Genomic DNA, 23,720 nt, shown 5'->3' with positions numbered 1-23,720 from the left:
CGTGCATCAAGGGTCACACCCACAAAACGCCGCAACCAGCCTCACGATCCCCGCTCTATCCTAGCGCCTATGGGGCTGCGCGCCCCTCTCCGCACCTCTCCCGCGCCAGGGGCGTCGCGCCCCTGGACCGCGAGGCTTCATCGGAGGGCGAGAGAGGGGCACGGCGCGCGCTCATGTTCGGCGCGAGCGCGGTGCCCCTCTCTCGCCCTCCGATCAATTCATGGGTTCCCAAGGGCCCGCTGGCCCTTGGCGGGGAAGGGGTTACGGGGAAGGGGCGGAGCCCTTTCCCCGGGCCACCGGCGCCACCCGCTACCCGTCGATGTTCGTCGCCTGTCGCGGCCGGGCCGATTGGTTCCAGGCCTGGCGGATGGCTTCGGAGACGGCGATCGGGTCGGGGACGCCGCGCAGCGTGTGTCGTTCCTCGGTGCGGCCTTCGGTCGCCTTGATGACGACGTCGCCGATGCCGAGCAGGCGTTGCCAGAGCGCCTGGGTGGAGACGACGTCGCGGATGCGGAAGACTTCGACGTCGTCGCGGACCTTGGTCAGGAAGCCGCTTTCGATGATGACCCGTTCGGTGGTGACCTGGATGCGTTGCCGGCCGAGGAAGGGCAGGCCGAGGCAGAGGATCGCGACCCCGCCGCGGACCAGGCCGTAGGACCGCTTTGTTTCGCGCGTCTCCAGGATCGTGGTCTCGGCCATGGCGGGTCTCCGTTGGGCTGTCGACTCTAGGCGCGCGTCAGGCGCGCAACCAGCCCCGCATGGCGGCGGTGACGGCGGCGGGTTCCTCCATCGTCGGCAGGTGGCCGGCGCTGGCGATGCGGGCGAGGGTCGCGTTGGGGATGCCGGCGGCGATCTCCTCCGCCAGGTGGGGTGGGGTCAGGGCGTCGTGCTCGCCCACCACGACCAGGGTGGGCACGGCGATGCGGGGCAGGTCCGGCCGGCTGTCGGGCCGCTTGAGGATGGCGCGCTGCTGGCGGTGGAAGGCGGTGCGGCCGACGCGCTCCGCCATGGCGGTGACCTCGGCGCCGAGCGGCGTCGACAGGTTGTGGTGGGCCAGCAGCGTCGGCAGCAGCCGCGGCGTCACGCCGCGGAACATCCCGGATTCCGACAATGCCAGCAGGGCGCGGCGGCGGCGGGACTGTTCTTCCGTATCGGGCCGGGCAGAGGTGTCCATCAGCGCCAGGCGGGCGACGCGGCCGGGTGCCTGGCGCATGATCTCGAGTGCGACGTAGCCGCCCATGGACAGGCCGGCGATGGCGAGGTCCTGGGCCTCGCCCACCGCGGCCAGGGCGCGGTGGGCCATGGCGGGCAGGTTGTCGTCATGGGTCAGGTCGGCCACGACGCAGCGGCATTCGGCGCGGAGTGCCGCGATCTGGTCGCGCCAGAGCCGGCCGTCGCAGAGCAGGCCGGGCAGCAGCAGGAGCGTGGGCTGGTCGGTCATGCCGGGCTGCTAGGCCGCGCGTGCCGGGCTCGCAAGCCGTCGCGCCTTGATTTCCGCGCGTTTCCGGCGCATATGGCGCTCGTCCCGCCCGGCTCCGCCGTTCGCGCCCATTGCGCCAGCGGGGCGTCCCCACCCGAAGACGGGCCCCGGTTTGCAGCCGGGGCGGTCGAAGGTGTCGGGCTGGTCCGAGGCAGACAGAGAAACAATCACGTTGAGCGATCACAGCGACGCGACCCAGATGGGCGCGGCCGATCCCGAACACAAGGACACCGCCACGGCCGAGCCGGAGGCGGTTTCCGTCGTTGAGGCGACGGCCGCAGCGCCGACCGAGCCCGAGCCGGCCGCCGCCGAACCCGTGGCGGAAGCCCCGGCGGAGGAAGCGCCTGCGCCTGTCGAGGCCGAAGGTCGCGACGACGTTGCAGCCCAGGACGACGACCGGGACGACGGCGACCGGGATGACGACGACCGGGATGACGGCGATGCGGATGATGATGGCCGCGACAACGAGGATGACGAGGAAGACCTGCGGAGCGAGGCCGAGCGGGCCTATGACGAGCAGGATCCCGAGGAACCCGCCCGCACCACCTTCGCCGATGTCGGCCTCTCGGAGCCCATCCTCCGCGCGGTGACGGAAGCCGGCTACCTCTACCCCACGCCCATCCAGGAAGCCGCGATCCCGATCGTGCTGATGGGGCGGGACGTGCTGGGCTGCGCCCAGACCGGCACCGGCAAGACCGCCAGCTTCACCCTGCCGATGCTCGATATCCTGGCAGGGTCGCGCGCCAAGGCGCGGATGCCGCGCAGCCTGATCCTGGAGCCGACGCGCGAGCTGGCGCTGCAGGTGGCCGAGAACTTCGTGAAGTACGGCAAGCACCTGAACCTCACGCATGCCCTGCTGATCGGCGGCGAGAGCATGAACGAACAGCGCGACGTGCTCGACAAGGGCGTGGACGTGCTGATCGCGACGCCGGGCCGGCTGCTCGACCTGTTCGATCGCGGCCGCATCCTGCTGGCGGATTGCAAGGTCCTCGTCATCGACGAGGCCGACCGCATGCTGGACATGGGCTTCATCCCGGATGTGGAGCGCATCGTCTCCCTGCTGCCGCGGATGCGCCAGACGCTGTTCTTCAGCGCCACCATGGCGCCGGAGATCCGTCGCCTGGCGGATGCCTTCCTGCAGAACCCGAAGGAGATCACGGTCAGCGCCCCGGCGACCGTGGCCACCACCATCACCACCGGCCTGGTCTGGGTGCGGGAGATGGACAAGCGGGAGGCGCTGCGCCGCCTGCTGCGGCGGGAAGCCGTGCAGAACGCGCTGATCTTCTGCAACCGCAAGATCGACGTGGACATCCTCTACAAGTCGCTGAAGCGCCACGGCTTCTCCGTCGGCGCGCTGCATGGCGACCTCGACCAGTCCATGCGCTTCGCGACGCTGAACAAGTTCAAGGCGAATGAGCTGCAGCTGCTGGTCTGCAGCGATGTCGCGGCGCGCGGCCTCGACATCGGCGGGCTCAGCCATGTCTTCAACTTCGACGTGCCCTTCCATGCGGAGGACTATGTCCACCGCATCGGCCGCACCGGCCGCGCCGGGCGCGAAGGCCATGCCTACTCCCTGGCGGCGCCGGAGGATGCACGCTCCGTCGCGGCGATCGAGAAGCTGACAGGCAAGCCGATCCCCCGCATGGAGATCGACGGGCTCGACCCGATCTCCGCCGAAGAGATCGCGGAGGGCGCCAAGGCCAAGCGTGGCCGCGGCGGCCGGCCGGCCCAGGGCGGGCGCGATGGCGGCCGTGATGGCGGCCGCGGCGGACGCGATGCCGGCCGGGATCGCGGGCGCGACCGTGGTGGCCGCGACCGGGATCGGGGTGGACGCGATCACGATCGCGGGCGTCGCCCGCCGGTCGAGACGCTGGAGACGGCGGCGGATGACGTGCCGGTGCGGGATGCCCGCCCGCCGCGTCCCCCCCGCCGGGACGAGGCCCCGCGGGACGAGGCGCCGCGTGACCGTGTGCCGCGCGAAGGCCGCCGGGACGATCGCGGCCCGCGCCGCGATGGCCGCCCGGGCCGCGACCTGCCGCCGCGCGAGGAGATGCAGAGCTACGCCGCGCGGCGCGAGGAATTCCGCCGGGAACGGCGGGAGGACCGGGAGGCCGGGCCATCGCCCCGCGGCTTCGGCGATGCCGTGCCGGCCTTCATGCTGCTGCCCCTGCCCCGCCCGAAGCGGGACAGCGCCGCCGATACGCCGGCGCCGGAAGGCAGTGCCGAACCGGGCCAGGACGCCGAGGCGGCCTGAGCCCAGCGAAAGGGGGCGCCTCGGCGCCCCTTTTTGCATCCACGGGGCGGTTGCCGGATGCCGGCACGCGCGCCAGATTGCGCCCATACCAGCCGAGGCCCGCCTTCGTCGCAGGAGCCAGGAGAACGCCATGAACGTCGTCACCCCCGTCACCACCCCCAAGAAGTCCAGCACCGCCCCCTTCACCTGGGACGACCCGCTGCTGCTGGATGAGGTGCTGACCGAGGATGAGCGGATGATCCGCGACGCGGCCCGCCAGTTCTGCCAGGAGAAGCTGCAGACCCGCGTCCTCATGGCCTTCCGGAACGAGAGCTTCGACCGGGAGATCATGAACGAGTTCGGCGAGATGGGCTTCCTGGGCGCCACGCTCGATGGCTATGGCTGCGCCGGCGTGTCCTACGTCGCCTATGGGCTGATGGCCCGCGAAGTGGAGCGCGTGGACAGCGGCTACCGCTCCGCCTTCTCCGTGCAGTCCTCGCTCGTGATGTTCCCGATCCATGCCTATGGGTCGGAGGAGCAGAAGCAGAAGTTCCTGCCGAAGCTGCGCACCGGCGAATGGGTCGGCTGCTTCGGCCTGACGGAGCCCGATGCCGGGTCCGACCCTTCCTCCATGCGCACCCGCGCGAAGAAGGTGGATGGCGGCTACCTGGTCTCCGGCTCCAAGACCTGGATCACCAACTCCCCCATCGCCGATGTCGCCGTGGTCTGGGCGAAGGATGACGAGGGCGTGCTGCGCGGCTTCCTGCTGGAGCGCGGCATGAAGGGCCTGACCTTCCCGAAGATCGAGGGCAAGTTCTCGCTCCGCGCTTCCGTCACCGGCATGATCATGATGGATGAGGTCTTCGTGCCGGAGGAGAACCGCCTGCCGGGCGTGAAGTCCCTCGCCGCGCCCTTCTCCTGCCTCAACCGCGCGCGCTACGGCATCGCCTGGGGCGCCATGGGCGCCGCCGAGTTCTGCTGGCACGCCGCGCGCGACTACACGATGGGCCGCAAGATGTTCGGCCGCCCGCTGGCCCAGACCCAGCTGGTGCAGAAGAAGCTGGCCGACATGCAGACGGAGATCACGCTCGGCCTGCACGCCGTGCTGCGCGTCGGCCGGCTGTTCGATGAGCACAAGGCGGCGCCGGAGATGATCTCCCTGGTCAAGCGCAACAATTGCGGCAAGGCGCTGGAGATCGCCCGCGTGGCACGCGACATGCACGGCGGCAACGGGATCGTCGACGAGTATCACGTCATCCGCCACATGGTGAACCTGGAGACGGTGAACACCTATGAGGGCACGCATGACGTGCATGCCCTCATCCTCGGGCGCGCCCAGACCGGGCTGAACGCCTTCGGCGGCTGAGACCCCCGTCGCGCCGCGCGATGGAAGCGCTTTCCGTCGCCGCCGCGGGCCAGGCCATCGCCGGCAGCCTGACGCCGGCCTTCCTGCTGGCCGGCGTGATGACGGCGCTCCGCGTGCTGTCGGAGCGCCGGAACCGCCTGGTGGACCGCGTGCATGCGGCCCATGCGGCGCGTGAATCCGGCCCCAACATCGCGCTGCTGCGACGTCGCGCGAGCATGGCGCTGGGGGCCATGCTGGGCTGCATCATGGCCGCGCTGTTGGTCTGCGCGCTGGTCGCCGCCACCTTCCTGGCGCTGATCTATGATTGGGCGCTGGGCCCTGTCCTGGCCGGGCTGATGCTGGGCACCATGGCCGTGCTCGGCGCCGGTCTGCTGTGCTTCCTGGCGGAGGCGGCGCTGGCCCGCACCGATCTGCCGCCCCCGAACCCGACTGGACCGCCGGCTTGACCGAACCCACCACGCAGCGCCTGACGATCACACGCCTCGGCTCCGCCGGCGATGGCGTGGCGGAGACGCCGCAGGGACCGGTCTTCATCGCCGGCACCCTGCCCGGGGAGGTCGTGCTGGCCGATCTGGGCGCGCGGCGCGGAGAGGGCATCGCGGCCACGCTGGCATCGGTCGAAAGCCCGAGCCCCGACCGCGTCGCGCCCCCCTGCCCGCATTTCCTGGTCGAATGCGGCGCCTGCGCCCTGCAGCACATGGCCATGCCGGCCTACCACGCCTGGAAGCGCGACCGGCTGGTCGAGGCGATGGCGCGGGCCGGCCAGGCGGTGGAGGTGGCGCCCCTGGTCGCGGCACCGCCCGGCACGCGGCGGCGGGCGGACCTGGCGCTGAGGCGCGTGCCGCATGGCGTGGCGCTCGGCTTCCACCAGCGCGGCGCCAGCGCCATCGCGGACCTCTCCACCTGCCATGTGCTGGACCCGCGCCTGGTCGCGCTGTTCCGCCCGCTCAGGGAGGTGCTCAAGCGCCTCGGCGCGCTGAAGCGGGAAGGCTCGGCGGTGCTGAACCTGCTCGACAGCGGGCCGGACCTGCTGCTGCGGACGGATGGGCAGCTGGATGCGGCGCAGCGATCCATCCTGGCGGCCTTCGGCATCGCGCATGGCATCCCCCGCATCGCCTGGGCGCTGGGCGATGGCGTGATGGAGACGGCGGCGCAGGCCGGCCCCGTGCACCTGATGCTCGGCGGCGTGAAGGTGGCGCCGCCGCCCGGCGCCTTCCTGCAGGCAGCGCCGGAGGGCGAGGCCGGCATCGTCGCCGCGGTGCGCGCCGCCCTGCCACGCAAGCTCTCCCCCAAGGCGCGGATCGCCGATCTCTATGCGGGCATCGGCACCCTCTCCTTCCCGTTGGCCGCGACCCATCGCGTCGCCGCCTATGAGGGCGAGGCAGGCGCCGTCGCGGCGCTGGATGCCGCGGCGCGCAAGGCGGGCGGGCGGGTGGAGGCGGTGAAGCGCGACCTCGCCTATCGCCCGCTGCTGCCGGCGGAACTCGATTCCTTCGGGGTGGTGGTGCTCGACCCGCCCTACAACGGCGCGCAGGAGCAGGTGGCGCAGATCGCGCGGAGCAAGCTGCGCCACGCGATCTACGTCTCCTGCAACCCGGTCGCGCTGGCGCGCGATGCGGCGGTGCTGGGCCGGGCGGGGTTCAAGGCCGTCTCCGCCGTGCCGGTGGACCAGTTCCCGTGGTCGCCGCACCTCGAATCGGTCGTCGCCTTCGCACGCTGAGCAGCCCGGCGACGAAAGAAGCTTGCGTTGCACCCACCTGTGGGGGTTGCATCCGCCGCCTGCCGCCCAACGTCGCGGCGAGCCAACCGTCCCGGAGGGAAGAAGCATGATCCGCAGGTCCGTCTTCATGGGGGCGGCGGCCGCCCTTGCCGCGCCGGCGCTGCTGCGCGCGACGCCCGCGCTGGCCCAGGCTGCCGCGCCCGCCGCGCCGCTGGCCCAGGCGCCGGGCTTCTTCCGCTTCCGGCTGGGGTCGCGGACCGTGACCATGCTGCATGACGGCAGCCGCGCCATCCCGCTGAATGCGGGCTTCGTGCGCAACGCCTCCCTGGAAGACGTGCAGCGCGTGCTGGCGGAGAGCTTCCTGCCCACCGACACCTTCCGCATCCCCTTCACCCTCACCTGCGTCGAGACCCCGAACGGGCTGGTGCTGTTCGACACCGGCAACGGCCCCTCCGGGCCCAATGCCCCGGTCGGGCTGCTGACGGCGAACATGCGTGCGGCGGGGCTCGACCCGGCCCGCGTCACGACGGTGGTGTTCAGCCATTTCCACGGCGACCACGTGAACGGCCTGCTCAACGCCGATGGCACGCCCGCCTTCCCGAATGCGGAGCTGGTGGTGCCCGCGCCGGAATGGGGCTGGTGGATGGACAGCGGCAACGAGACCCGCAGCCCGGAATTCCAGCGTGCCAATTTCGCCAACAGCCAGCGCCGCTTCGGCCCCTACCAGGGCAAGGTGCGGCAGATCGCCCCGGGTGCGGAGGTGATGCCCGGCATCACCAGCATCGCCGCCCATGGCCACACGCCGGGCCACACGATCTACCGCATCGCGGACGGGAACGACCAGCTGGTCTTCCTGGCCGACATCACCAACCGGCCGGAGGTCTTCGCCCGCCGCCCCGATTTCCACCTGGTCTTCGACTTCGACGCCCAGGCCGCGGAGGCGACGCGGCGCCGTGTCTTCGACATGGTCTCCACGGACCGGATCCGCGTCACCGGCTACCACTTCCCCTTCCCCTCGACCGGCTTCATGGCGAAGGAGGGCAATGGCTACCGCTTCGTGCCGACGGACTGGGCGGCGGCGGGCTGAGGGGGGAACGACCATGATGATCGATCGTCGCGGCCTGCTGGCCGCGGGGGCCGGCCTCGCGCTGGCGCCCTCCCTGGCCCAGGCTCAAGCGCCCGGCTTCCACCGCGTGGCGGTGGGTGGGCTGGAAGCCTTTATCGTCACGGATGGCTCCGTGGTGCGGCCCGATGCCACCCAGGGCTTCGTGCTCAACGCCACGCCGGCGCAGGTGGCCTCCACCATGCAGGCAGCGGGCATGCCGGGCACGGCGCTGGAGAACCCCTTCAACGTGACGGTGGTGAAGACGCCGCGCGGCCTCGTCATGCTGGATGTCGGACGCGGCGCGCCGGGCAGCCAGATGCTCGCCAATATGCGCGCGGCGGGTCTCGACCCCGCGCAGGTCATCCTGGTGGTGCACACGCATTTCCATGGCGACCACATCGGCGGGCTGACGGACGCCAATGGCCAGCCGCTGTTCCCCGGCGTGCCGGTGCTGGTGCCGGAGCGCGAATGGGCCTTCTGGACCGATGCGGGGGAGGAATCCCGCGCCGCCGAGGGTCGCCGCCCCGGCTTCGCGACGGTGCGGCAGAAATTCGCCCCCTATCGCGACCGCGTGCAGAGCTTCGCCCCCGGCGCGACGGTGGCGCCTGGCATCACCGCCGTGGCGACGAACGGGCACTCGCCGGGCCACACCTCCTTCATCATCGCGGATGGCCGGGACCAGCTGCTGGTCATCGGCGATGCCGTGAACACGCCCGCCTTCTTCATGGCCAATCCCGAATGGCACCCGGTCTTCGACATGGACGCCACCCAGGCCGTGCAGACCCGCCGCCGCCTGCTGGACCAGGCGGCAACGGACCGGGTGCCGGTCGTGGGCTATCACTTCCCGATGCCGGCCACGGGCCGGGTCGAGCGTGCGGGCACGGGCTTCCGCCTGGTGCCGTCCAACGCGTGACGTGAGGGACAGGGCAGGCGGCGGCGGTTCCATGCCGCCGCCTGTCCCGCTACCCTTCCGCCCAATGGAAACGTCCCGACGAACCCTGCTCCTCGCCGCCAGCGCGTTGCCGCTGGCCGCGCCCCGTCTGGCCCGCGCCCAGGCGCTGCCGCCGCCGATCCTCTTCGTGCATGGCAATGGCGACCATGCGGCGCTGTGGCTCACCACGCTCTGGCGCTTCGAGTCGAACGGCTACCCGCCGGACCGCCTGCTGGCCGTGGACATGCCGGACCCGCTGGCGAGGGACGATGACGCCGTGCCCCAGGCCGGCCGCAGCGGTAGCGCGGAGCAGACGGAGCGGCTCGCCGCCTTCGTGGCCGAGTTCCGCGCCCGGCATGGCGGCGCGCGGATCGCCCTCGTCGGCAATTCCCGCGGCGGCTACCCGATCCGCGACTTCGTCGTGCATCAGGGCGGCAGCGACGCCGTCTCCCACGCCGTGCTCTGCGGCACGCCCAATCGCGGCGTCTATGACTGGCCGGAGATCAGGAACCGCGAGTTCAACAGCCAGTCCGACTTCCTCCGGCGGCTGAATGGCGGCACGACCGATGTCGTCCCCGGCACCGCCTTCCTCACCATCCGCAGCGCCTGGAACGACGTCTTCGCCCAGCCCCGCGCCATCTGGTCCGCCACGCCCGACCGGCCGACCGGCACGGATGTGGATGGGCCGGAGCTGCGCGGCGCCACCAACCTGGTGCTGGGCGCGCTGGACCACCGGGAGGTCGCCTACCACGCGCGCGCCTTCGCCGAGACCTTTTCGTTCGTGACCGGCCGCCCGCCAGCGCGGCTATCCGTGGAGCCCGAGGCGCGGCCGGTGCTGGATGGGCGCGTCACCAACACCGCCGGCGGCGTCACCAACCGCCCCGTCGCGGGCGCGACGGTGGAGGTCTATCGCGTCTCCCCCGAGACGGGCGAACGGATGGGCGAGGCCATCCACCGGCGCGTCACGGAGGAGGATGGGCGCTGGGGCGGCGTGCCGGTCGGGCCGGACTGGACGCTGGAATTCGTCGTGGCCGCGCCACGGCACCCCATCACCCACATCTATCGCGGCCCCTTCCCACGCGGCTCGACGGTGGTGAACCTGCGTCCCGCCCGCGCGCCGACCCAGGCGGAGCGGGATGGCGGCGGCGGCGTGGTGCTGTTCCAGCGCACCCGAGGCTATTTCGGCATCCCGCGCGACGCGATCCTGCTGGATGGCCGCGTGCCGCCGGAACTGCGCCCCGGCGTCGCCATCTCCGCCCTGGCCACGCGGCAGATTCCGGCGGGAGAGCTCGGCCGGCCGGTGGTCGGGATCTTCAACGAGGACCGCGTGGTCTCCCGCGCCTGGCCGGCGGCGGAGAACCGGATCACGCTGGCGGAGCTGACCTGGTAAGGACCTGGGGGTTCACCACCGCATCGGCCGGCGGCGTCCGGCCGAGCAGGATGTCGAGCAGGTGGCGCGCCGCCGTCTCCGCCGTCGCGGCGCGGGCGACCGTGGTGGCGGCGCCCACATGCGGGCTCAGGATGGCGTTGGGCAGGCCGAGCAGCGGGTTGTCCCGCGGCGGGGGCTCCTGCGTCAGCACATCGATGCCCGCGCCCCAGATGCGGCCTTCCTGCAGCACCTCGGCCAGCGCGGCTTCGTCCACCAACCCGCCGCGGCCGGTATTCACCAGGATCGCCTCCTTCCCCATCAGCGCGAGTTCCTCCGCGCCGATCAGGTTCCGGGAGGTCTCGGTCAGCGGGATGTGGAGCGACAGCACGTCGCAGCCGCGGATCAGGTCGTGCAGTGACGCCGCACGCGCGACCGGCGCGATGTCGCCGGCCTTGTGCAGGTTGGGGCTCCAGGCGGAGACCGTCATGCCGAAGGCCTGCGCGAGCGCCGCCACCTTCTGCGCGATGCGGCCATAGCCGACGAGGCCGAGGCGCCGGCCGCGAAGCTCCAGCCCAAGGCGCGCCCGCTCCCACCCCCCGGCCTGAATGGCCGTGTTGTGGCGGGCGATGTTGCGCGCCACGGTCAGCAGCAGCCCCATCGTGTATTCGGCGACGGATTGCGCATTGGCGCCGACCGCCGTCAGCACCGCGATGCCCTGCGCGCTGGCCGCCTCCATGTCGATGTTGTCGTAACCCACGGCGGCGCGGCTGATCACGCGCAGCGTCGGGCAGCTGCGCATCGCATCGCCGCCGATCGGGATGATGCGGGAGATCACGCCATCGAAGGCGGTCGTCGCCAGCAGGCGCTCCACCTCCGCCTTGCCATTCGCCGCCGTGACCACGCCGCTGGCGTCGGGCGTCAGGAAATGCACCTGGCATCCCGCCTCCTCCAGCAGGCCGAGGCCGGGCTGGTCGAGATGGGTGTGGGTGACGAGAACCTGGAAACGGGCCATGTCCCCTCCTCGCGCTTCGGCCGCGCCCGGTCAATACGCCCACGGCGTTCCGGCTGCGGTGCCAAACCCGCCATCGACGCCAGGCGTTTGCCCGCGCGGCGGCATCATGGTCCGCCGCCCACGGAGGATGCAGCGATGGCAGGCCAGGACATGGACAAGGGAGAGGGCAGCGCCGCCGACAAGGCCGGCGCGCATGGTGCGGAAGGCCAGAAGGGCGTCCCGCAGGAGACGGTCGGCGCCGGCAAGCGGAAGGACCCGAACAACTTCGCCAATGACCCGCAGCGCGCGGCGGAGGCGGGGCGCAAGGGCGGGCAGAACCGCGGCAAGGGCTGACCCAGGCGGGGCGCCGCAACAGACGGTCAAGCCGGCTCGCGAAGGGCGCAGGGCAAGGGGGCCTGCACCGGGACCGACGGGGCCGCCAGAAACGGGGTCCCTGGCGGCGATCGCCTGACGGTCAGGTGGCGGCGTTCGTCCAGACCAGTCCCGGCTGGGCCGCCAGGAAGCGCGCGGGCTCGATCCCCTTGGCCGCGAGCGCCGTCGCGAGATCCTGGGCCGGGCTGTCCACGCCCTCATTCGTCAGGTTGAAGGTCCCCCAGTGGTAGCCCAGCGCCTGGTGCGCGCCGAGCAGCTGGAAGCCCTGCACTGCGTCATCCGGATTCATGTGCTGCGGCGCCATGAACCAGCGCGGCTCATAGGCGCCGATCGGCAGCAGCGCGAGGCCGAGGCCGGGGTGGCGTTCCGCAACCCGGCGGAAGGGACGCCCCTGGTCGAAACCCGTGTCGCCGGCGAAGAAGATGCCATCGCCGATGCCCGTCAGCACGAAGCCGCCCCACAGCGCGTGGTTGCGATCGAAGAGCCCGCGCGCCGACCAGTGATGCACCGGCTCCAGCGAGGCCGCGACACCGGCGCCGAGGTCGCGACGCGCGTGCCAGTCCATCGCCTCCACCACCATGCCGGGATGATGGCCGCGCAGGATCACGTCATTGCCGAGCGGCGCCAGGATGCGCGGGCGGTCGCGTTCCCAGAGGCGACGCAGCGTGTCGACATCCATGTGGTCGTAATGGCCGTGCGAGAGCAGCACGACGTCGATCCTCGGCAGCCGCCCGAAGTCGATGCCCGGCGCGTTGACGCGCTTCGGTCCGTAGAAGCTGAAGGGGCTCGCGCGGTCGGAGAAGACCGGGTCCGTGATGATGTTGAGGCCGGCGCCCTGGATCAGGAAGGTCGCGTGGCCGGCGAAGGAAACGCGCAGCGCCTTGCCCTCCACCCGGGCGGGCGGCGAATCCTGCGGATGCGGGCTCGGGAAGCTTTCCGGCCAGGCGGTACGGCTTTCCGTCAGTTGCCAGCGCAGCAGGTCCGTGAAGGGCCGAGGACCATCACCACCGGGGTTGAAGAAGCGGCTGCCGTCGAAATGGTCGGAGACGGGCCCGGCATAGTAGTCGCTGCCGGCGCGCGCGCTGACGCAGGCGCCGAGAATCGGCACGGCGGCGATCAGCGTGGCAAGCTTGCGGCGGGTGATTGCAGAGGACGGCAAGGGCGGGCTTCCAACGGTGGAAGCCCGCATGTGGCGCGCGCGTCACGCCGCGCCAAGGCGACGTAACAATCCGTCAGACGTGGAAGCTCTCGCCGCAGCCGCAGCGGCCCTTCTCGTTCGGGTTGGTGAAGGTGAAGCCGGCGGACATGGCCTTCACCTCGTAATCCATCACGGTGCCGATCAGGAACAGCGTGGCCTTGCGATCGACCAGGATCGTGAGGCCCTTGTCGGTCACGACCTCATCGCCCGGTCCCGCCCCATCGACCCAGGAGAGGTCGTAGGACATGCCGGAGCAGCCCTTGGTCTTGACCGCGATGCGCAGCAGCTTGCCGGCCTCGCCCTTCTCGTACAGCGCGCGCAGCCGTTCCGCGGCGCCGTCGGACAGCGTCATCAGCGGCGGCAGGGCCCGCTTCGGGCGGGCGGGAGCGTCGGTGGCAATGCTCATGGGTTCACCCTCGCTCAGTCGTCAGTACATGTTGAGGGCGAGGCGCGCATCCTCGCTCATCCGGCTCTGGTCCCAGGGCGGATCCCAGACGACCTCGACCGTCACGTCGGTCACGCCGGGGACGGCGCGCACCGCTTCCTCCGCCTGGCTCGGCAGTTCCTGCGCCGAGGGGCATGAGGGGGTGGTCAGCGTCATCTCGACCTTGACGTGCCCGTCATCGCCGATCTCGACCGCGTAGATCAGGCCGAGTTCGTAGATGTCGACGGGGATCTCCGGGTCGAAGACGGTCTTGAGGACGGCGATGACCGCATCCTCATGCACCTTCACCGGCGGTTCCGTGGAGCCTTCCGGCGTCCAGGCGCCATGATTGGGCAGGGTCGGCGTTTCACTCACTGCTCGCCTCCTTCGCCTGGCCGTCAAGCGCGGCGTTCAAGGTGTGCCAGGCCAGCGTCGCGCACTTCACGCGGCTCGGGAAGTCATGCACGCCGGAGAGGGGCGCCAGGCGCTCCATCTCCTCCGCGATGTCGCCACCGCATTCGGGGCAGGTGCCCGTCATCGCCAGCGTGCGGAAGCCGTCGCTCATCGCATGCGCCTGCGCCGGGGTCTTGCCCTTGACCGTGTCGGTCATGAGCGAGGCCGAGGCCATGGAGATGGCGCAGCCGCGGCCCTGGAAGGCAGCATCCGCGATGGTGCCGTCCGGCGCCATCTTGAGGAACAGCTCCATCCGGTCGCCGCACATCGGGTTGTCGCCGCGCGCGGTGCGGTCGGCATCATCCAGCCGGCGGAAGTTCCGCGGCTTGCGACCATGGTCCAGGATGACTTCCTGGTAGAGGTCGCGAAGGTCGTCGAACAGCCCGGTCATGTGCCGCTCCGATTCAGCTCTCCGGCCTGCGGGCTGAAGCCCGCCAGCCTCCGACCATCGCAGCGGATCATCGGAAGAACTCCCTCGCCTGCCCCAACGCATCGGCGAGGAGATCGACTTCCTCCGGCGTGGTGTAGAGGCCGAAGGAGGCGCGGCAGGTGCTCTCGACGTTGAAGCGCGCATGCAGCGGTTCCGCGCAATGGCGGCCGGAACGGACGGCGATGCCGGCGCGGTCCAGCAGCGTCGCCACGTCATGCGCATGGGCCGTGTCAAGCGCGAAGGCGAAGACGCCGCCGCGATCCTGCGCGCGGCCGAGCAGGGTCACGCCCTCGATATGCGGCAGGCGGGCCATGGCGCGATCGACCAGGGCGCGTTCATGCGCCTCGATCGCGGGCATGCCGATGGCCTCGACATAATCGATCGCGGCGTGCAGGCCGATGGCCTCGATGATCGGCGGCGTGCCGGCTTCGAACTTTGCCGGGATCGGCGCCCAGATGCTGCGTTCGAAGCTGACTTCGGCGATCATGTCGCCACCGCCAAGGAAGGGCGGCATGGCTTCGAGCAGCGCGGCCTTGGCATAGAGCACGCCGATGCCCGTCGGCCCGTAGAGCTTGTGGCCGGTGAAGACGTAGAAATCGGCGTCGAGCGCCTGAACGTCCACCCGGCGATGCACCGCCGCCTGGCTGCCATCGAACAGCACCTTGGCACCGGCCTCATGCGCCATGCGCGCGATGCGCTCCGCCGGCGTCACGGTGCCGAGCACGTTCGACATATGCGTGACGGCGACGAGGCCGACCTTGCCGTCGGCCAGCTTGGCGGCGAGGTCGTCCATGTCCAGCTCGCCGGCATCGGTGATGCGGCAGACCCGCAACTCGATGCCATGCGCGTCGCGCAGCATCTGCCAGGGCACCAGGTTGGCGTGATGCTCCATCTCGGAGATCACGACCGCCTGGCCCGGCTTCATCACGCCGCGGCCATAGCTGTGGGCGACCAGGTTGATGGCGTTGGTGCTGCTGCCCGTGAAGACGATCTCGCGCTCGTCGCCCGCATTCAGGAAGCGCTGCACGGCGCGGCGCGCGGCCTCATAGGCCTCTGTCGCCTGCTCGCTCATGTGATAGGCGCCACGATGGACGTTGGCGTAGGCCTTTTCCATCATCCGCACCATCGCGCCGATGACCTGCCGCGGCTTCTGGGCGGAGGCGCCGCTGTCGAGGAAGGTGAAGCGCTTGCCGCGCACCGTCTCCGACAGGATCGGGAAGTCCGCCCGGATCGCGGCGAGGTCCAGCACCGGCGCCATGTGCCCATCCATCACGCGACCTCAATCCCGCCAGCCACGCCCTGGCGCTGCCACCAGCCCGTGACGGCGGTGGAGAGGGCGTTGCGGATATCCTCGTCGGCCACGGCCTCCACGGCCTCGGTCAGGAAGGCCTCGACCAGGATGGCCTTGGCCTGGTCCAGCGGGATGCCGCGGCTGCGCAGGAAGAACAGGTTGTCGGCATCCAGTTCGCCGACGGTCGCGCCATGGCTGCACTTCACGTCGTCGGCGTAGATCTCCAGCTGCGGCTTGCTGTCGATCTCGGCCTCCGGGCTCAGCAGCAGGGCCTGGTTCATCTGGTAGCCATCGGTCTTCTGCGCGATCTTGCGCACCAGGATCTTGCCCTGGAAGACGCCGCGCGACCGGCCGGCCAGGACGGTCTTGTAGGTCTGGCGGGACGCGCAATCCGGCGCGGCGTGGTCCAGCGCCGTCGTCGTATCCGCATGCTGGCCATCGGCCACCAGCTGCACGCCGTTCATGTGGCACTCGGCCTTGGGGCCCTGCAGCGCCACATGGATCTCGTTGCGTGCCAGGCGGCCGCCGGCGTTCAGCGTGAAGTTGTCATAGGCGCCGCCTTCCGCCACGCGGGCATAGACGGTCGAGAGGAAGAAGGCATCGAGCCCTTCCTGCTGCAGCCTTCCATGGTTCAGCCGGGCCTTCGCGGCGACCTCGATCTCGAAGACCGGGTTGTGCAGGTAGCGCGCCGCGGCGGGGCCGGAGGCGGTCTCGATCAGCGTCAGCGACGCGCCGTCCTCCAGCTGCACCAGGTGGCGCGGGTGGTAGGCCGGTGCGCGTTCGGAGACGGTCGCGAAGGACAGCAATTCGAGCACGCCGCCCGCGACACCAGCCGGCACGGTCACGACCAGCCCATCCTCGAACAGCATGCCGTTCAGCGCGGCCAGCGCCTGCTCGGCGGGACGCGCGACGGCGCCGAGGCGCCCCTCCAGCGTCGGCAGCACCGCGGCCAGGCTTTCGACCGTATAGGCCAGCCCCTCCAGCGTCGAGAGATCGGCGCGGAAGCGGCCATCGACGAAGACGGCGCGCGGGTTGGTCGTGGCGGGCAGCGTCAGCGCGTCATCGACGCCGGTCAGCGGCTCCCCGAACACCGTGCCGTTGACGGCGGCGAGGTCCGTGTACTTCCAGGCCTCGACGCGCCGCGTCGGGAAGCCCTGCGCGCGGAAGGCCTCCGCGGAGGCCTCGCGCAACGCCGTCACCCAGGGGAGATGCGCGCCGGGCAGCCGCGCACGCAACCCCTCATGCCGCGCCAGGAAGGCGCCGGCGCCGGTGGTGCCGACGGCCGTCATGCCGCGGCCACCGAGGCGGCGTAGCCCGTCGCCTCGAGCTCCTGCGCCAGTTCCGGCCCACCGCTGCGGATGATGCGGCCGGCGGACAGCACATGCACATGGTCCGGCACGATGTGGTTCAGCAGGCGCTGGTAATGGGTGATGACGAGGGCGGAGAAGTCCGGTCCGCGCAGGCTGTTCACGGTATCCGCCACCATCTTCAGCGCATCGATGTCGAGCCCGCTATCGGTCTCGTCCAGCAGCGCCAGCTTCGGCGAGAGCATCGCCATCTGCAGCATCTCGTTCCGCTTCTTCTCGCCGCCGGAGAAGCCGACATTGACCGGGCGCTTCAGCATATCGTCCGGCATGTTCAGCACCTTCATCCGCGCGCGGGCGAGCTTGAGGAACTGGATGGCATCCACCTCCGCCTCGCCCTTTGCGCGCCGCACCGCGTTCAGCGCGGTGCGCAGGAAGTTGGCGTTGCCGACACCAGGCAGCTCGACCGGCGCCTGGAAGGCCAGGAAGACGCCGGCCACGGCACGCTCCTCCGGCTCCATCGCCAGCAGATCCTGGCCCATGAAGGTGACGGAGCCTTCCGTGACCTCATAGCCTTCCCGCCCCGCCAGCACGTAGCTCAGCGTGGACTTGCCGGAGCCGTTCGGGCCCATGATGGCGTGGATCTCGCCCGGCGCGATCGACAGCGACAACCCCTTCAGGATCGGCTTGCCATCGACGGTGGCGTGCAGGTTCTCGATCTTCAGCATGATTCCAGGCGATCCCTTAACCGACCGAGCCTTCGAGGCTGATCTGCAGCAGCTTCTGCGCTTCCACGGCGAATTCCATCGGCAGCTCCTTCAGGACCTCCCGGCAGAAGCCGTTGACGATGAGGCCCACGGCATCTTCCTCGCTCAGCCCGCGCTGGCGGCAGTAGAAGAGCTGGTCCTCCGCGATGCGCGACGTCGTCGCTTCATGCTCCACCTTGGCGGACATGCAGCGGTTCTCGATGTAGGGCACGGTATGCGCGCCGCATTCATCGCCGATCAGCAGGCTGTCGCATTGCGTGAAGTTGCGCGCGCCGGCCGCCTTGGGGCTGATCCGCACCAGGCCGCGATAGGTGTTCTGCCCGCGCCCCGCACTGATGCCCTTGCTGACGATGGTGCTGCGCGTGTTGCGGCCGATATGGAACATCTTGGTCCCGGTATCGGCCTGCTGGCGGTTGTTGGTGATGGCGACGGAATAGAACTCGCCCACGCTGTCATCGCCGCGCAGGATGCAGGAGGGGTACTTCCAGGTGATGGCGGAGCCCGTCTCCACCTGCGTCCAGCTCACCTTGCTCCGCGCGCCGCGGCAATCCGCGCGCTTGGTGACAAAGTTGTAGATGCCGCCCCGGCCCTCGGCATCGCCGGGGTACCAGTTCTGCACCGTGCTGTACTTGATTGTCGCATCATCCAGCGCGACGAGCTCCACCACCGCGGCATGCAGCTGGTTCTCGTCCCGCTGCGGGGCCGTGCAGCCCTCGAGGTAGCTGACCGTGCTGCCCTCATCGGCAATGATCAGGGTGCGCTCGAACTGCCCGGTGCTCTTGGCATTGATGCGGAAATAGGTGGACAGCTCCATCGGGCAGCGCACGCCCTTCGGGATGTAGACGAAGCTGCCATCGGTGAAGACGGCGCTGTTCAGCGCAGCGAAGTAGTTGTCGCCCTGCGGCACGACGGTGCCGAGGTACTGGCGCACCAGCTCCGGATGCTCCTGCACCGCTTCGCTGATCGCGCAGAAGATGATGCCGTCCTTTGCCAGCCGCTCCTTGTAGGAGGTGGCGACGGAGACGCTGTCGAACACCGCATCGACCGCGATCGGCATGCGGCCGCCATCGGCGGGCGTGTCGCCCGCGCCCTCGACGCCGGCCAGGATCGCCTGCTCCTTCAGCGGGATGCCGAGCTTGGCGTAGGTCTTCAGCAGTTCCGGATCGACCTCGTCCAGCGACTTCGGCTTCACCTTCTGCGTCGGCGCCGCATAGTAGTAGGCGTCCTGGTAGTCGATCTTCGGGTAGGAGACGGCGGCCCATGTGGGCTCCTCCATCTTCTTCCACATGGCGAAGGCCTTCAGCCGCCATTCCAGCAGCCAGGCGGGCTCATTCTTCTTCGCGGAGATGAAGCGGACGATGTCCTCGTTCAGGCCCTTGGGCGCGAACTCCATCTCGATGTCGGTCTCGAACCCCCACTTGTAGCCGCCTTCGGTGACGGACTGGACGGTCTCGAGCGTCTCGGTGACGGCGGGCATGGAACGTGTCCTACTCGGCCAGAAGGGCGGGCACAGGAGTGGCAGTCAGGTGCGCGGGCAGCGCGGCACGACCAGGCCGCGTCGCGATCTCGCTCACCATGATGGCGGAGAGCGCGCCGCGGATGGCGGCATTCACGGGGTCCCAGCGGCCGCGCACGGGGCAGGTATTCTCGGCCTCGCAAAGACCGAATCCGCCATCGACGCAGGCGGTCAGGGCGATCGGGCCATCCACGGCGACGATCACGTCCGACAGCGGCAGGGATGACAGTGGGCGCAGCAGGCGGTATCCCCCGCGGGCACCGCGCAGCCCCTCCACCAGGCCCGCCTGGGCCAGCATCTTCAGCACCTTGGCCACCGTGGGTTCGGCGATGCCCGTGCCGCCAGCGAGGCCAGGCGCGGTCTGCACCCCTCCCTCGGCTTCCAGCCGGCTCAACACCACCACGGCATAATCGGTGAATTTCGAGACCCGCAGCACGCGGCGTCGCTCCCGCTCCTGAAAGGGGACCCATCGGGTCCGGATTGGCAGATGCGCTCGCCCCTGCCCCGAGTCAAGGTGCCGTCCCAGGGTTGCCGACTCGATCCCCCGGCGCCACGATCCGGCGCCTTCCCGGGACCAGATTGGAGAGACGATGCCGACGATCCGCACCGATGACGGGGTGAGCCTCTACTATGAGGAAGCGGGCTCCGGCACGCCCATGGTGTTCGTGCATGAATATGCCGGCGACCATCGGAGCTGGGAGGCGCAGATGCGCTTCTTCTCCCGCCGCTACCGCTGCGTGACCTATGCCGCGCGGGGCTACACGCCGTCCGAGGTGCCGTCCGATCCCGAGAAGTACAGCCAGGACCGCGCGACGGACGACATCGCGGCCGTCATCAAGGGCCTCGGCCTCGGCAAGACCCATGTGGTGGGCCTGTCCATGGGCGGCTTCGCCGCGCTGCATATGGGGCTGCGCCATGCGGACCTCTGCCGCAGCCTGGTGGCCGCGGGCGTGGGCTACGGGGCCTCGCCGGACAAGATGCCGCAATTCCACAAGGAGACGGACGCCGCCATCGCCCGCATCCGGTCGGAGACGATGGCGAAGTTCGGCATGACCTACAGCCGCGGCCCGACGCGCCTGGTCTTCGAGGAGAAGGACCCGCGCGGCTACAAGGAATTCCAGGACCAGCTCTGTGAGCACAGCACGGAGGGCTCCGCGCTGACCATGAACGGCGTGCAGCGGCGCCGGCCTTCGCTGTTCGACCTGAAGGACGGCTTCAGCAAGATGGAAGTGCCGACGCTGGTGATCGCCGGCGACGAGGATGACCCCACGCTGGAGGCGTCGATCTACCTGAAGCGCACCATCAAGAGCAGCGCGCTGCTGGTCATGCCGAAATGCGGCCACACCATGAACCTGGAGGATCCGGACGCCTTCAACCGCGCGGTGCTGGACTTCGTCACGCAGGTGGATGGCGGCCGCTGGACCAACCGCATCCCGGCCAGCCTGTCCGGCGGCATCATCGCGGCGTCCGAGAAGTAGCGGGACCAGGCGCGGCGATGTCGATCGAGGCCCGCCGCGCCATCGACCGCCTGCCACTCTTCTCCGGCGTGCCGGAGGCCGCCCGCGCCCGCCTGGCCGTGGCCGCGCGGCCCGTGCGGTACCGGGAGGGCGAGGTGGTGTTCCGCCGCGGCGATTCCGGCGCGGATGGCATGCTGCTGGTGCTGGACGGGCTGGTGCGGCTTCACCTGGCAACGGGCGCGGGGCGGGAACTGACGCTCGGCCTGGCCGGGGCCGGGGAGCCGGTCGGCGAGGTCGCGCTGGTGGATGGCGGGCCGCGCAGCGCGGATTGCACGGCGCTGACGCCCGTCTCCGCCCTGCTGGTCCGGCACGCCGATGCCGCCGCGGTGCTGGCCGAGGATCACGCCACAGCGCTGGCGCTGCTGCGCACCCTGGTGGCACGGCTGCGGCGCACGACGGAGCAGGTGGAGGCGGTGGGGCTGCGGCCCCTGCCCCAGCGCCTGGCAGCCGCCTTGTTGAAGCTGGCGGCGGCCGACCCGGCCGGGCTGGTGCGGCTGCCACAGGGCCAGCTGGCGGCGCTGGTCGCGGCGACCAGGCCCAAGGTGAACCTCGCCCTGGTGGAGTTCCGCGCGGCGAAGCTGGTGGAGCCGTCGCGCGCAGGACTTCGGATCAGCGATCCACCAGGGCTGCGCGCCCTGGCGGATGCGGAATGAGCCTCAGATCGTCACGCGGCCAGCGGCGGCGGCGGCGAGCGGCGCCTTCCAGATCACCTGGTCAGGCGTCACGTCGCGCGAGAGGCGGTTCATGCCGCGCAGCTGGTCGATGGCGAGCTGGATGTTGCCGACGCTGTCGGGCGTCAGGTTCATCCTGTACTCGACCTTGGTCATCAGCTCCGCGATGAAGGCGCGGTCCTGGCGGAGGAAGCGGGCGGTCTGGGCCGCCGCTTCCGTCGCGTTGCTGGCGATGAATTCCTGCGCCTGGATCAAAGCGCGCATGAAGCGCTGCGTGGCTTCCTGATTCGCTTCCGCCCAGCCCTTGTTCATGTAGACGAAGTTGCGGACGATCTGGATCTGGTCGTTGGACAGCAGGATCTTGGTGTTGGGGATGGCGCGCATGGCGCGGGTCGGCCAGGGTTCCCACACCGCGAAGGCGTCGATGTTGCCGCGTTCCAGCGCGGCCACCATCTCCGGCGCCTCGACATTCACGATGGTGTAGTCGGCCGGGTTCAGGTTGAGCTTGGAGACGACCGAGAGCCAGAAGGTCTCGCTGCCCGTGCCGCGGGCGACACCGACGCGCTTGCCCTTCAGCGCTTCCATGTTCTCGACATTGCGGCCGAGCACGCTGATCCAGCGCAGCAGCGCCGTGCCTTCCGCCACCGCCACGACGTTGGGATCGACCAGGTGGGCGGAGACGCCGGCCTGTTCAGCGCCATAGGCGGAGTTGATCTGGTTGCCGACGAGGAAGGCGATCATGGCGGAGCCGGAGGGGCCGGTATTCACCGTCACGTCGAGCCCGTTGCGCTGGAAGAAGCCGCCTTCCCGCGCGACGTAGTAGGGCGCGAAGGAGGGATCGACGCCCGTCGCGATCGTCATCCGGATGGGCGCGCCCTGCGCGAAGGCAGGCAGCGGCAGCGCGGCGGCAGCGCCCGCGGCCAGCAGGCTACGTCGGTTCAGCATGGTTTCTCTCTCCCTGTTCGTGGTCACATGGTCGGGTTGAAGCGGCCCGCGAAGGCGCGGATCAGCAGGCGGAAGGTCCGGTCGGTGGCGAAGCCGAGCAGGCCGAGCGAGATGAGGGCGACGAAGATGTCCTCCACCTGCATGAACAGGCGCGCATCCCAGAGCATCTTGCCGAGCCCGTCATTGGAGGCGACGAGTTCCGCCGCGACGATGGTGACGAAGGCATTGGCCATCGCAAGCCGCATGCCCGTCAGGATGTAGGGCACGGTCGCGGGAAGGGCGACGAGGGCGAAGAGCTGGAACCTGTTCGCGCCCAGGCATTGCGCCGCGCGGATCTTGTCCTTGCCGACCGCGCCGACGCCGGCGGCGGTCGCGATGATGACGACGAAGACCGTCGTATACGCGATCAGGAAGATCTTGCTCTCCTCCCCGATGCCGAACCAGATCACGGCCACGGTGATCATCGCGACGGCGGGGATGAAGCGGAAGAATTCCGTCCAGGGCTCCAGCAGCAGCCGTACCGGGCGGAAGCTGCCAAGTGCGAGTCCGATCGGGATGCCGAGCGCGCTGCCCAACAGGAACCCCTGCAGGATGCGGCGCATGGAGGCGAGGACGGCTTCCTGCAGCAGCCCGTCCTCGATCAGCACCACGGCGCGTTCGAAGACCGGAAAGGGCGAAGGGAACAGGACCGACCGCACCAGGAACTGGCTGGCGAAATGCCAGATCAGGAACAGCAGGGCGAAGCCGGCGACATAGCCGCCGATGGTGGCCGCGCGGTTATTCATGAGGGTGGATCTCCTCATGGATCAGCGCATGGACCTGGCGGAAGGTCTGCATGAAGCCGTCCGAGGTGCGTTCGCGGGGGAAGGGAAGATCGACCGGCACCACGGCCTTCAGCGTGCCGCCCGGGCCGCGCTTCATCACGCCGACGCGGGTGGACAGCGCCACCGCTTCCTCGATGTCATGGGTGATGAAGAGCACGGTCTTCCGCGTCTCCGCCCAGATGCGGGAGAGTTCGTTCTGCAGCACCGCGCGCGTCATCGCATCCAGCGCGCCGAAGGGTTCGTCCATCAGCAGGATGCGTGGATCATTGGCCAGCGCGCGGGCAATCTGGATACGCTGCTTCATGCCGCCCGACAATTCGGAGGGGTGCTTGGCCCCCTGCCCCGTCAGCCCGACCATGGTCAGGAAGCGCTGGGCCACGGCGCGCCGCTCCGCCTTTGCCATGCCGCGAAGGCGCAACCCGAAGGCGATGTTGTCGAGCGCGGTCAGCCAGTCATAGAGGCTGTCATGGCCCTGGAAGACGACGCCGCGATCGGCGCCGGGACCGCGCACGGGCTTGCCATCCAGCAGGATGCGGCCCGTGGTCGGCGCCTCGAACCCCGCCAGCATGTTGAGCACCGTGGTCTTGCCGCAGCCGGAGGTGCCGAGCAGGCAGAAGAACTCGCCCTCCGCCAGTTCCAGGGAGAAGTCGCGAACGGCCTCCCACGCGCCCGTGCGGCCGCGAAAGGTCTTTCCGACCCCCTCAAGGGCAACCAACGCCATGCTGTTTCCCTGACCCGGCTACGCGTGAACAGAATAGTGCGCGCGGCGATGGGGGCAACCCGGCTTCACGA

At 70.1% G+C, this 23,720-nt stretch carries 25 protein-coding genes; 10 read left to right on the top strand and 15 right to left on the bottom strand.

Translation table 11 applies throughout. The annotated features are described in order from the left end of the window. Positions 1-309: 309 nt before the first annotated feature. A complete protein-coding gene (locus tag G3576_RS26100; RefSeq protein WP_164697420.1) occupies positions 310-699 on the bottom strand; it encodes a PH domain-containing protein in 390 nt (129 codons plus the stop codon). A 37-nt stretch (positions 700-736) separates the two neighbouring features. Beyond that, positions 737-1,441 carry an alpha/beta fold hydrolase gene (locus tag G3576_RS26095; protein WP_164697419.1) on the bottom strand — a complete coding sequence of 235 codons (705 nt, stop codon included), beginning with the start codon at positions 1,439-1,441 and terminating at the stop codon, positions 737-739. Between the two features lie 238 nt (positions 1,442-1,679). Here G3576_RS26095 and G3576_RS26090 point away from each other — a divergent pair, with 238 nt between their 5' ends. The 7 genes from G3576_RS26090 (at position 1,680) to G3576_RS26060 (ending at position 10,225) form a co-directional block, all read left to right on the top strand. Further along, a complete protein-coding gene (locus G3576_RS26090) occupies positions 1,680-3,734 on the top strand; it encodes a DEAD/DEAH box helicase (RefSeq protein ID WP_164697431.1) in 2,055 nt (684 codons plus the stop codon). 130 nt (positions 3,735-3,864) lie between these two features. After that, positions 3,865-5,079: an acyl-CoA dehydrogenase gene (locus tag G3576_RS26085; RefSeq protein WP_164697418.1), complete on the top strand. Its 1,215-nt coding sequence runs from the start codon at positions 3,865-3,867 to the stop codon at positions 5,077-5,079. A 20-nt stretch (positions 5,080-5,099) separates the two neighbouring features. Then, positions 5,100-5,525 carry a DUF2721 domain-containing protein gene (locus G3576_RS26080; RefSeq protein WP_164697417.1) on the top strand — a complete coding sequence of 142 codons (426 nt, stop codon included), beginning with the start codon at positions 5,100-5,102 and terminating at the stop codon, positions 5,523-5,525. Next, a complete protein-coding gene (locus tag G3576_RS26075; RefSeq protein WP_207623045.1) occupies positions 5,522-6,799 on the top strand; it encodes a class I SAM-dependent RNA methyltransferase in 1,278 nt (425 codons plus the stop codon). The genes G3576_RS26080 and G3576_RS26075 overlap by 4 nt, the downstream gene beginning before the upstream one ends. Positions 6,800-6,905: 106 nt before the next feature. Further along, a complete protein-coding gene (locus tag G3576_RS26070) occupies positions 6,906-7,886 on the top strand; it encodes an MBL fold metallo-hydrolase (protein WP_164697416.1) in 981 nt (326 codons plus the stop codon). A 13-nt stretch (positions 7,887-7,899) separates the two neighbouring features. After that, entirely contained in the window at positions 7,900-8,817 is a 918-nt protein-coding gene (locus G3576_RS26065; protein ID WP_164697415.1) for an MBL fold metallo-hydrolase, read from the top strand. Positions 8,818-8,881: 64 nt separating this feature from the next. Further along, positions 8,882-10,225 (top strand): hydrolase, encoded by a 1,344-nt coding sequence (locus G3576_RS26060; RefSeq protein WP_164697414.1) that lies wholly within the window; start codon positions 8,882-8,884, stop codon positions 10,223-10,225. Here the strand turns inward: G3576_RS26060 and G3576_RS26055 are convergent. Next, positions 10,200-11,216, bottom strand: coding sequence for an NAD(P)-dependent oxidoreductase (locus G3576_RS26055; RefSeq protein WP_164697413.1), 1,017 nt, complete (start codon positions 11,214-11,216; stop codon positions 10,200-10,202). The genes G3576_RS26060 and G3576_RS26055 overlap by 26 nt on opposite strands. 135 nt (positions 11,217-11,351) lie before the next feature. On the opposite strand from G3576_RS26055, the gene G3576_RS26050 reads away from it, so the two are divergent. Further along, complete coding sequence (locus G3576_RS26050; RefSeq protein WP_164697412.1) at positions 11,352-11,549, top strand: KGG domain-containing protein; 198 nt, start codon at positions 11,352-11,354, stop codon at positions 11,547-11,549. Positions 11,550-11,670: 121 nt separating this feature from the next. On the opposite strand, the gene G3576_RS26045 is transcribed toward G3576_RS26050, so the two are convergent. The 9 genes from G3576_RS26045 to G3576_RS26005 form a co-directional block, all read right to left on the bottom strand. After that, the gene (locus G3576_RS26045) at positions 11,671-12,747 is read right to left on the bottom strand and encodes an MBL fold metallo-hydrolase (RefSeq protein WP_235952453.1); all 1,077 of its coding nucleotides are present in this window, start codon (positions 12,745-12,747) and stop codon (positions 11,671-11,673) included. 73 nt (positions 12,748-12,820) lie between these two features. After that, complete coding sequence (locus G3576_RS26040) at positions 12,821-13,192, bottom strand: HesB/IscA family protein (RefSeq protein WP_164697410.1); 372 nt, start codon at positions 13,190-13,192, stop codon at positions 12,821-12,823. Between the two features lie 21 nt (positions 13,193-13,213). Then, positions 13,214-13,585, bottom strand: a complete 372-nt coding sequence (locus tag G3576_RS26035; protein WP_407926135.1) for an SUF system Fe-S cluster assembly protein — start codon at positions 13,583-13,585, stop codon at positions 13,214-13,216. Then, positions 13,578-14,054, bottom strand: coding sequence for a Fe-S cluster assembly sulfur transfer protein SufU (gene sufU / locus G3576_RS26030; protein WP_456237355.1), 477 nt, complete (start codon positions 14,052-14,054; stop codon positions 13,578-13,580). The genes G3576_RS26035 and sufU overlap by 8 nt, the downstream gene beginning before the upstream one ends. 67 nt (positions 14,055-14,121) lie before the next feature. Then, positions 14,122-15,363: an aminotransferase class V-fold PLP-dependent enzyme gene (locus tag G3576_RS26025; RefSeq protein ID WP_164697428.1), complete on the bottom strand. Its 1,242-nt coding sequence runs from the start codon at positions 15,361-15,363 to the stop codon at positions 14,122-14,124. Beyond that, positions 15,363-16,673, bottom strand: a complete 1,311-nt coding sequence (sufD, locus tag G3576_RS26020) for a Fe-S cluster assembly protein SufD (protein ID WP_164697408.1) — start codon at positions 16,671-16,673, stop codon at positions 15,363-15,365. The genes G3576_RS26025 and sufD overlap by 1 nt, the downstream gene beginning before the upstream one ends. After that, positions 16,670-17,416, bottom strand: a complete 747-nt coding sequence (sufC, locus tag G3576_RS26015) for a Fe-S cluster assembly ATPase SufC (protein ID WP_164697407.1) — start codon at positions 17,414-17,416, stop codon at positions 16,670-16,672. The genes sufD and sufC overlap by 4 nt, the downstream gene beginning before the upstream one ends. Before the next feature lie 16 nt (positions 17,417-17,432). After that, entirely contained in the window at positions 17,433-18,932 is a 1,500-nt protein-coding gene (gene sufB / locus G3576_RS26010; protein ID WP_164697406.1) for a Fe-S cluster assembly protein SufB, read from the bottom strand. A gap of 10 nt (positions 18,933-18,942) precedes the next feature. Continuing rightward, positions 18,943-19,407 (bottom strand): SUF system Fe-S cluster assembly regulator, encoded by a 465-nt coding sequence (locus G3576_RS26005; RefSeq protein ID WP_164697405.1) that lies wholly within the window; start codon positions 19,405-19,407, stop codon positions 18,943-18,945. 154 nt (positions 19,408-19,561) lie between these two features. On the opposite strand from G3576_RS26005, the gene G3576_RS26000 reads away from it, so the two are divergent. Both G3576_RS26000 and G3576_RS25995 read left to right on the top strand, forming a co-directional pair. Beyond that, the gene (locus G3576_RS26000) at positions 19,562-20,449 is read left to right on the top strand and encodes an alpha/beta fold hydrolase (RefSeq protein ID WP_164697404.1); all 888 of its coding nucleotides are present in this window, start codon (positions 19,562-19,564) and stop codon (positions 20,447-20,449) included. A gap of 17 nt (positions 20,450-20,466) precedes the next feature. Next, positions 20,467-21,141 (top strand): Crp/Fnr family transcriptional regulator, encoded by a 675-nt coding sequence (locus G3576_RS25995; RefSeq protein ID WP_164697403.1) that lies wholly within the window; start codon positions 20,467-20,469, stop codon positions 21,139-21,141. Between the two features lie 3 nt (positions 21,142-21,144). On the opposite strand, the gene G3576_RS25990 is transcribed toward G3576_RS25995, so the two are convergent. Genes G3576_RS25990 through G3576_RS25980 form a run of 3 tightly spaced genes read right to left on the bottom strand, consistent with a single transcriptional unit; the run spans position 21,145 to position 23,649 of the window. Continuing rightward, positions 21,145-22,104 (bottom strand): ABC transporter substrate-binding protein, encoded by a 960-nt coding sequence (locus tag G3576_RS25990; protein ID WP_164697402.1) that lies wholly within the window; start codon positions 22,102-22,104, stop codon positions 21,145-21,147. A 23-nt stretch (positions 22,105-22,127) separates the two neighbouring features. Further along, positions 22,128-22,889 carry an ABC transporter permease gene (locus tag G3576_RS25985; RefSeq protein ID WP_164697401.1) on the bottom strand — a complete coding sequence of 254 codons (762 nt, stop codon included), beginning with the start codon at positions 22,887-22,889 and terminating at the stop codon, positions 22,128-22,130. After that, positions 22,882-23,649, bottom strand: coding sequence for an ABC transporter ATP-binding protein (locus tag G3576_RS25980; protein ID WP_164697400.1), 768 nt, complete (start codon positions 23,647-23,649; stop codon positions 22,882-22,884). The genes G3576_RS25985 and G3576_RS25980 overlap by 8 nt, the downstream gene beginning before the upstream one ends. Between the last annotated feature and the right edge of the window lie 71 nt (positions 23,650-23,720).

It is taken from the genome of Falsiroseomonas algicola (genome assembly GCF_011040385.1).
GTDB classification, from domain to species: domain Bacteria; phylum Pseudomonadota; class Alphaproteobacteria; order Acetobacterales; family Acetobacteraceae; genus Falsiroseomonas; species Falsiroseomonas algicola.
Note: the sequence above shows the minus strand (reverse complement) of the source record. Positions and strands in the feature narration are given on the sequence as shown.

Excerpts from the sequence above, each read along its gene's own strand:
- G3576_RS26100 (WP_164697420.1), bottom strand. The coding sequence starts at position 699 with ATGGCCGAGACCACGATCCTGGAGACGCGCGAAACAAAGCGGTCCTAC.
- G3576_RS26095 (WP_164697419.1), bottom strand. The coding sequence starts at position 1,441 with ATGACCGACCAGCCCACGCTCCTGCTGCTGCCCGGCCTGCTCTGCGAC.
- G3576_RS26090 (WP_164697431.1), top strand. The coding sequence starts at position 1,680 with ATGGGCGCGGCCGATCCCGAACACAAGGACACCGCCACGGCCGAGCCG.
- G3576_RS26085 (WP_164697418.1), top strand. The coding sequence starts at position 3,865 with ATGAACGTCGTCACCCCCGTCACCACCCCCAAGAAGTCCAGCACCGCC.
- G3576_RS26080 (WP_164697417.1), top strand. The coding sequence starts at position 5,100 with ATGGAAGCGCTTTCCGTCGCCGCCGCGGGCCAGGCCATCGCCGGCAGC.
- G3576_RS26070 (WP_164697416.1), top strand. The coding sequence starts at position 6,906 with ATGATCCGCAGGTCCGTCTTCATGGGGGCGGCGGCCGCCCTTGCCGCG.
- G3576_RS26065 (WP_164697415.1), top strand. The coding sequence starts at position 7,900 with ATGATGATCGATCGTCGCGGCCTGCTGGCCGCGGGGGCCGGCCTCGCG.
- G3576_RS26060 (WP_164697414.1), top strand. The coding sequence starts at position 8,882 with ATGGAAACGTCCCGACGAACCCTGCTCCTCGCCGCCAGCGCGTTGCCG.
- G3576_RS26055 (WP_164697413.1), bottom strand. The coding sequence starts at position 11,216 with ATGGCCCGTTTCCAGGTTCTCGTCACCCACACCCATCTCGACCAGCCC.
- G3576_RS26050 (WP_164697412.1), top strand. The coding sequence starts at position 11,352 with ATGGCAGGCCAGGACATGGACAAGGGAGAGGGCAGCGCCGCCGACAAG.
- G3576_RS26040 (WP_164697410.1), bottom strand. The coding sequence starts at position 13,192 with ATGAGCATTGCCACCGACGCTCCCGCCCGCCCGAAGCGGGCCCTGCCG.
- sufU (WP_456237355.1), bottom strand. The coding sequence starts at position 14,054 with ATGACCGGGCTGTTCGACGACCTTCGCGACCTCTACCAGGAAGTCATC.
- G3576_RS26025 (WP_164697428.1), bottom strand. The coding sequence starts at position 15,363 with ATGGATGGGCACATGGCGCCGGTGCTGGACCTCGCCGCGATCCGGGCG.
- sufD (WP_164697408.1), bottom strand. The coding sequence starts at position 16,673 with ATGACGGCCGTCGGCACCACCGGCGCCGGCGCCTTCCTGGCGCGGCAT.
- sufC (WP_164697407.1), bottom strand. The coding sequence starts at position 17,416 with ATGCTGAAGATCGAGAACCTGCACGCCACCGTCGATGGCAAGCCGATC.
- sufB (WP_164697406.1), bottom strand. The coding sequence starts at position 18,932 with ATGCCCGCCGTCACCGAGACGCTCGAGACCGTCCAGTCCGTCACCGAA.
- G3576_RS26000 (WP_164697404.1), top strand. The coding sequence starts at position 19,562 with ATGCCGACGATCCGCACCGATGACGGGGTGAGCCTCTACTATGAGGAA.
- G3576_RS25995 (WP_164697403.1), top strand. The coding sequence starts at position 20,467 with ATGTCGATCGAGGCCCGCCGCGCCATCGACCGCCTGCCACTCTTCTCC.
- G3576_RS25990 (WP_164697402.1), bottom strand. The coding sequence starts at position 22,104 with ATGCTGAACCGACGTAGCCTGCTGGCCGCGGGCGCTGCCGCCGCGCTG.
- G3576_RS25985 (WP_164697401.1), bottom strand. The coding sequence starts at position 22,889 with ATGAATAACCGCGCGGCCACCATCGGCGGCTATGTCGCCGGCTTCGCC.
- G3576_RS25980 (WP_164697400.1), bottom strand. The coding sequence starts at position 23,649 with ATGGCGTTGGTTGCCCTTGAGGGGGTCGGAAAGACCTTTCGCGGCCGC.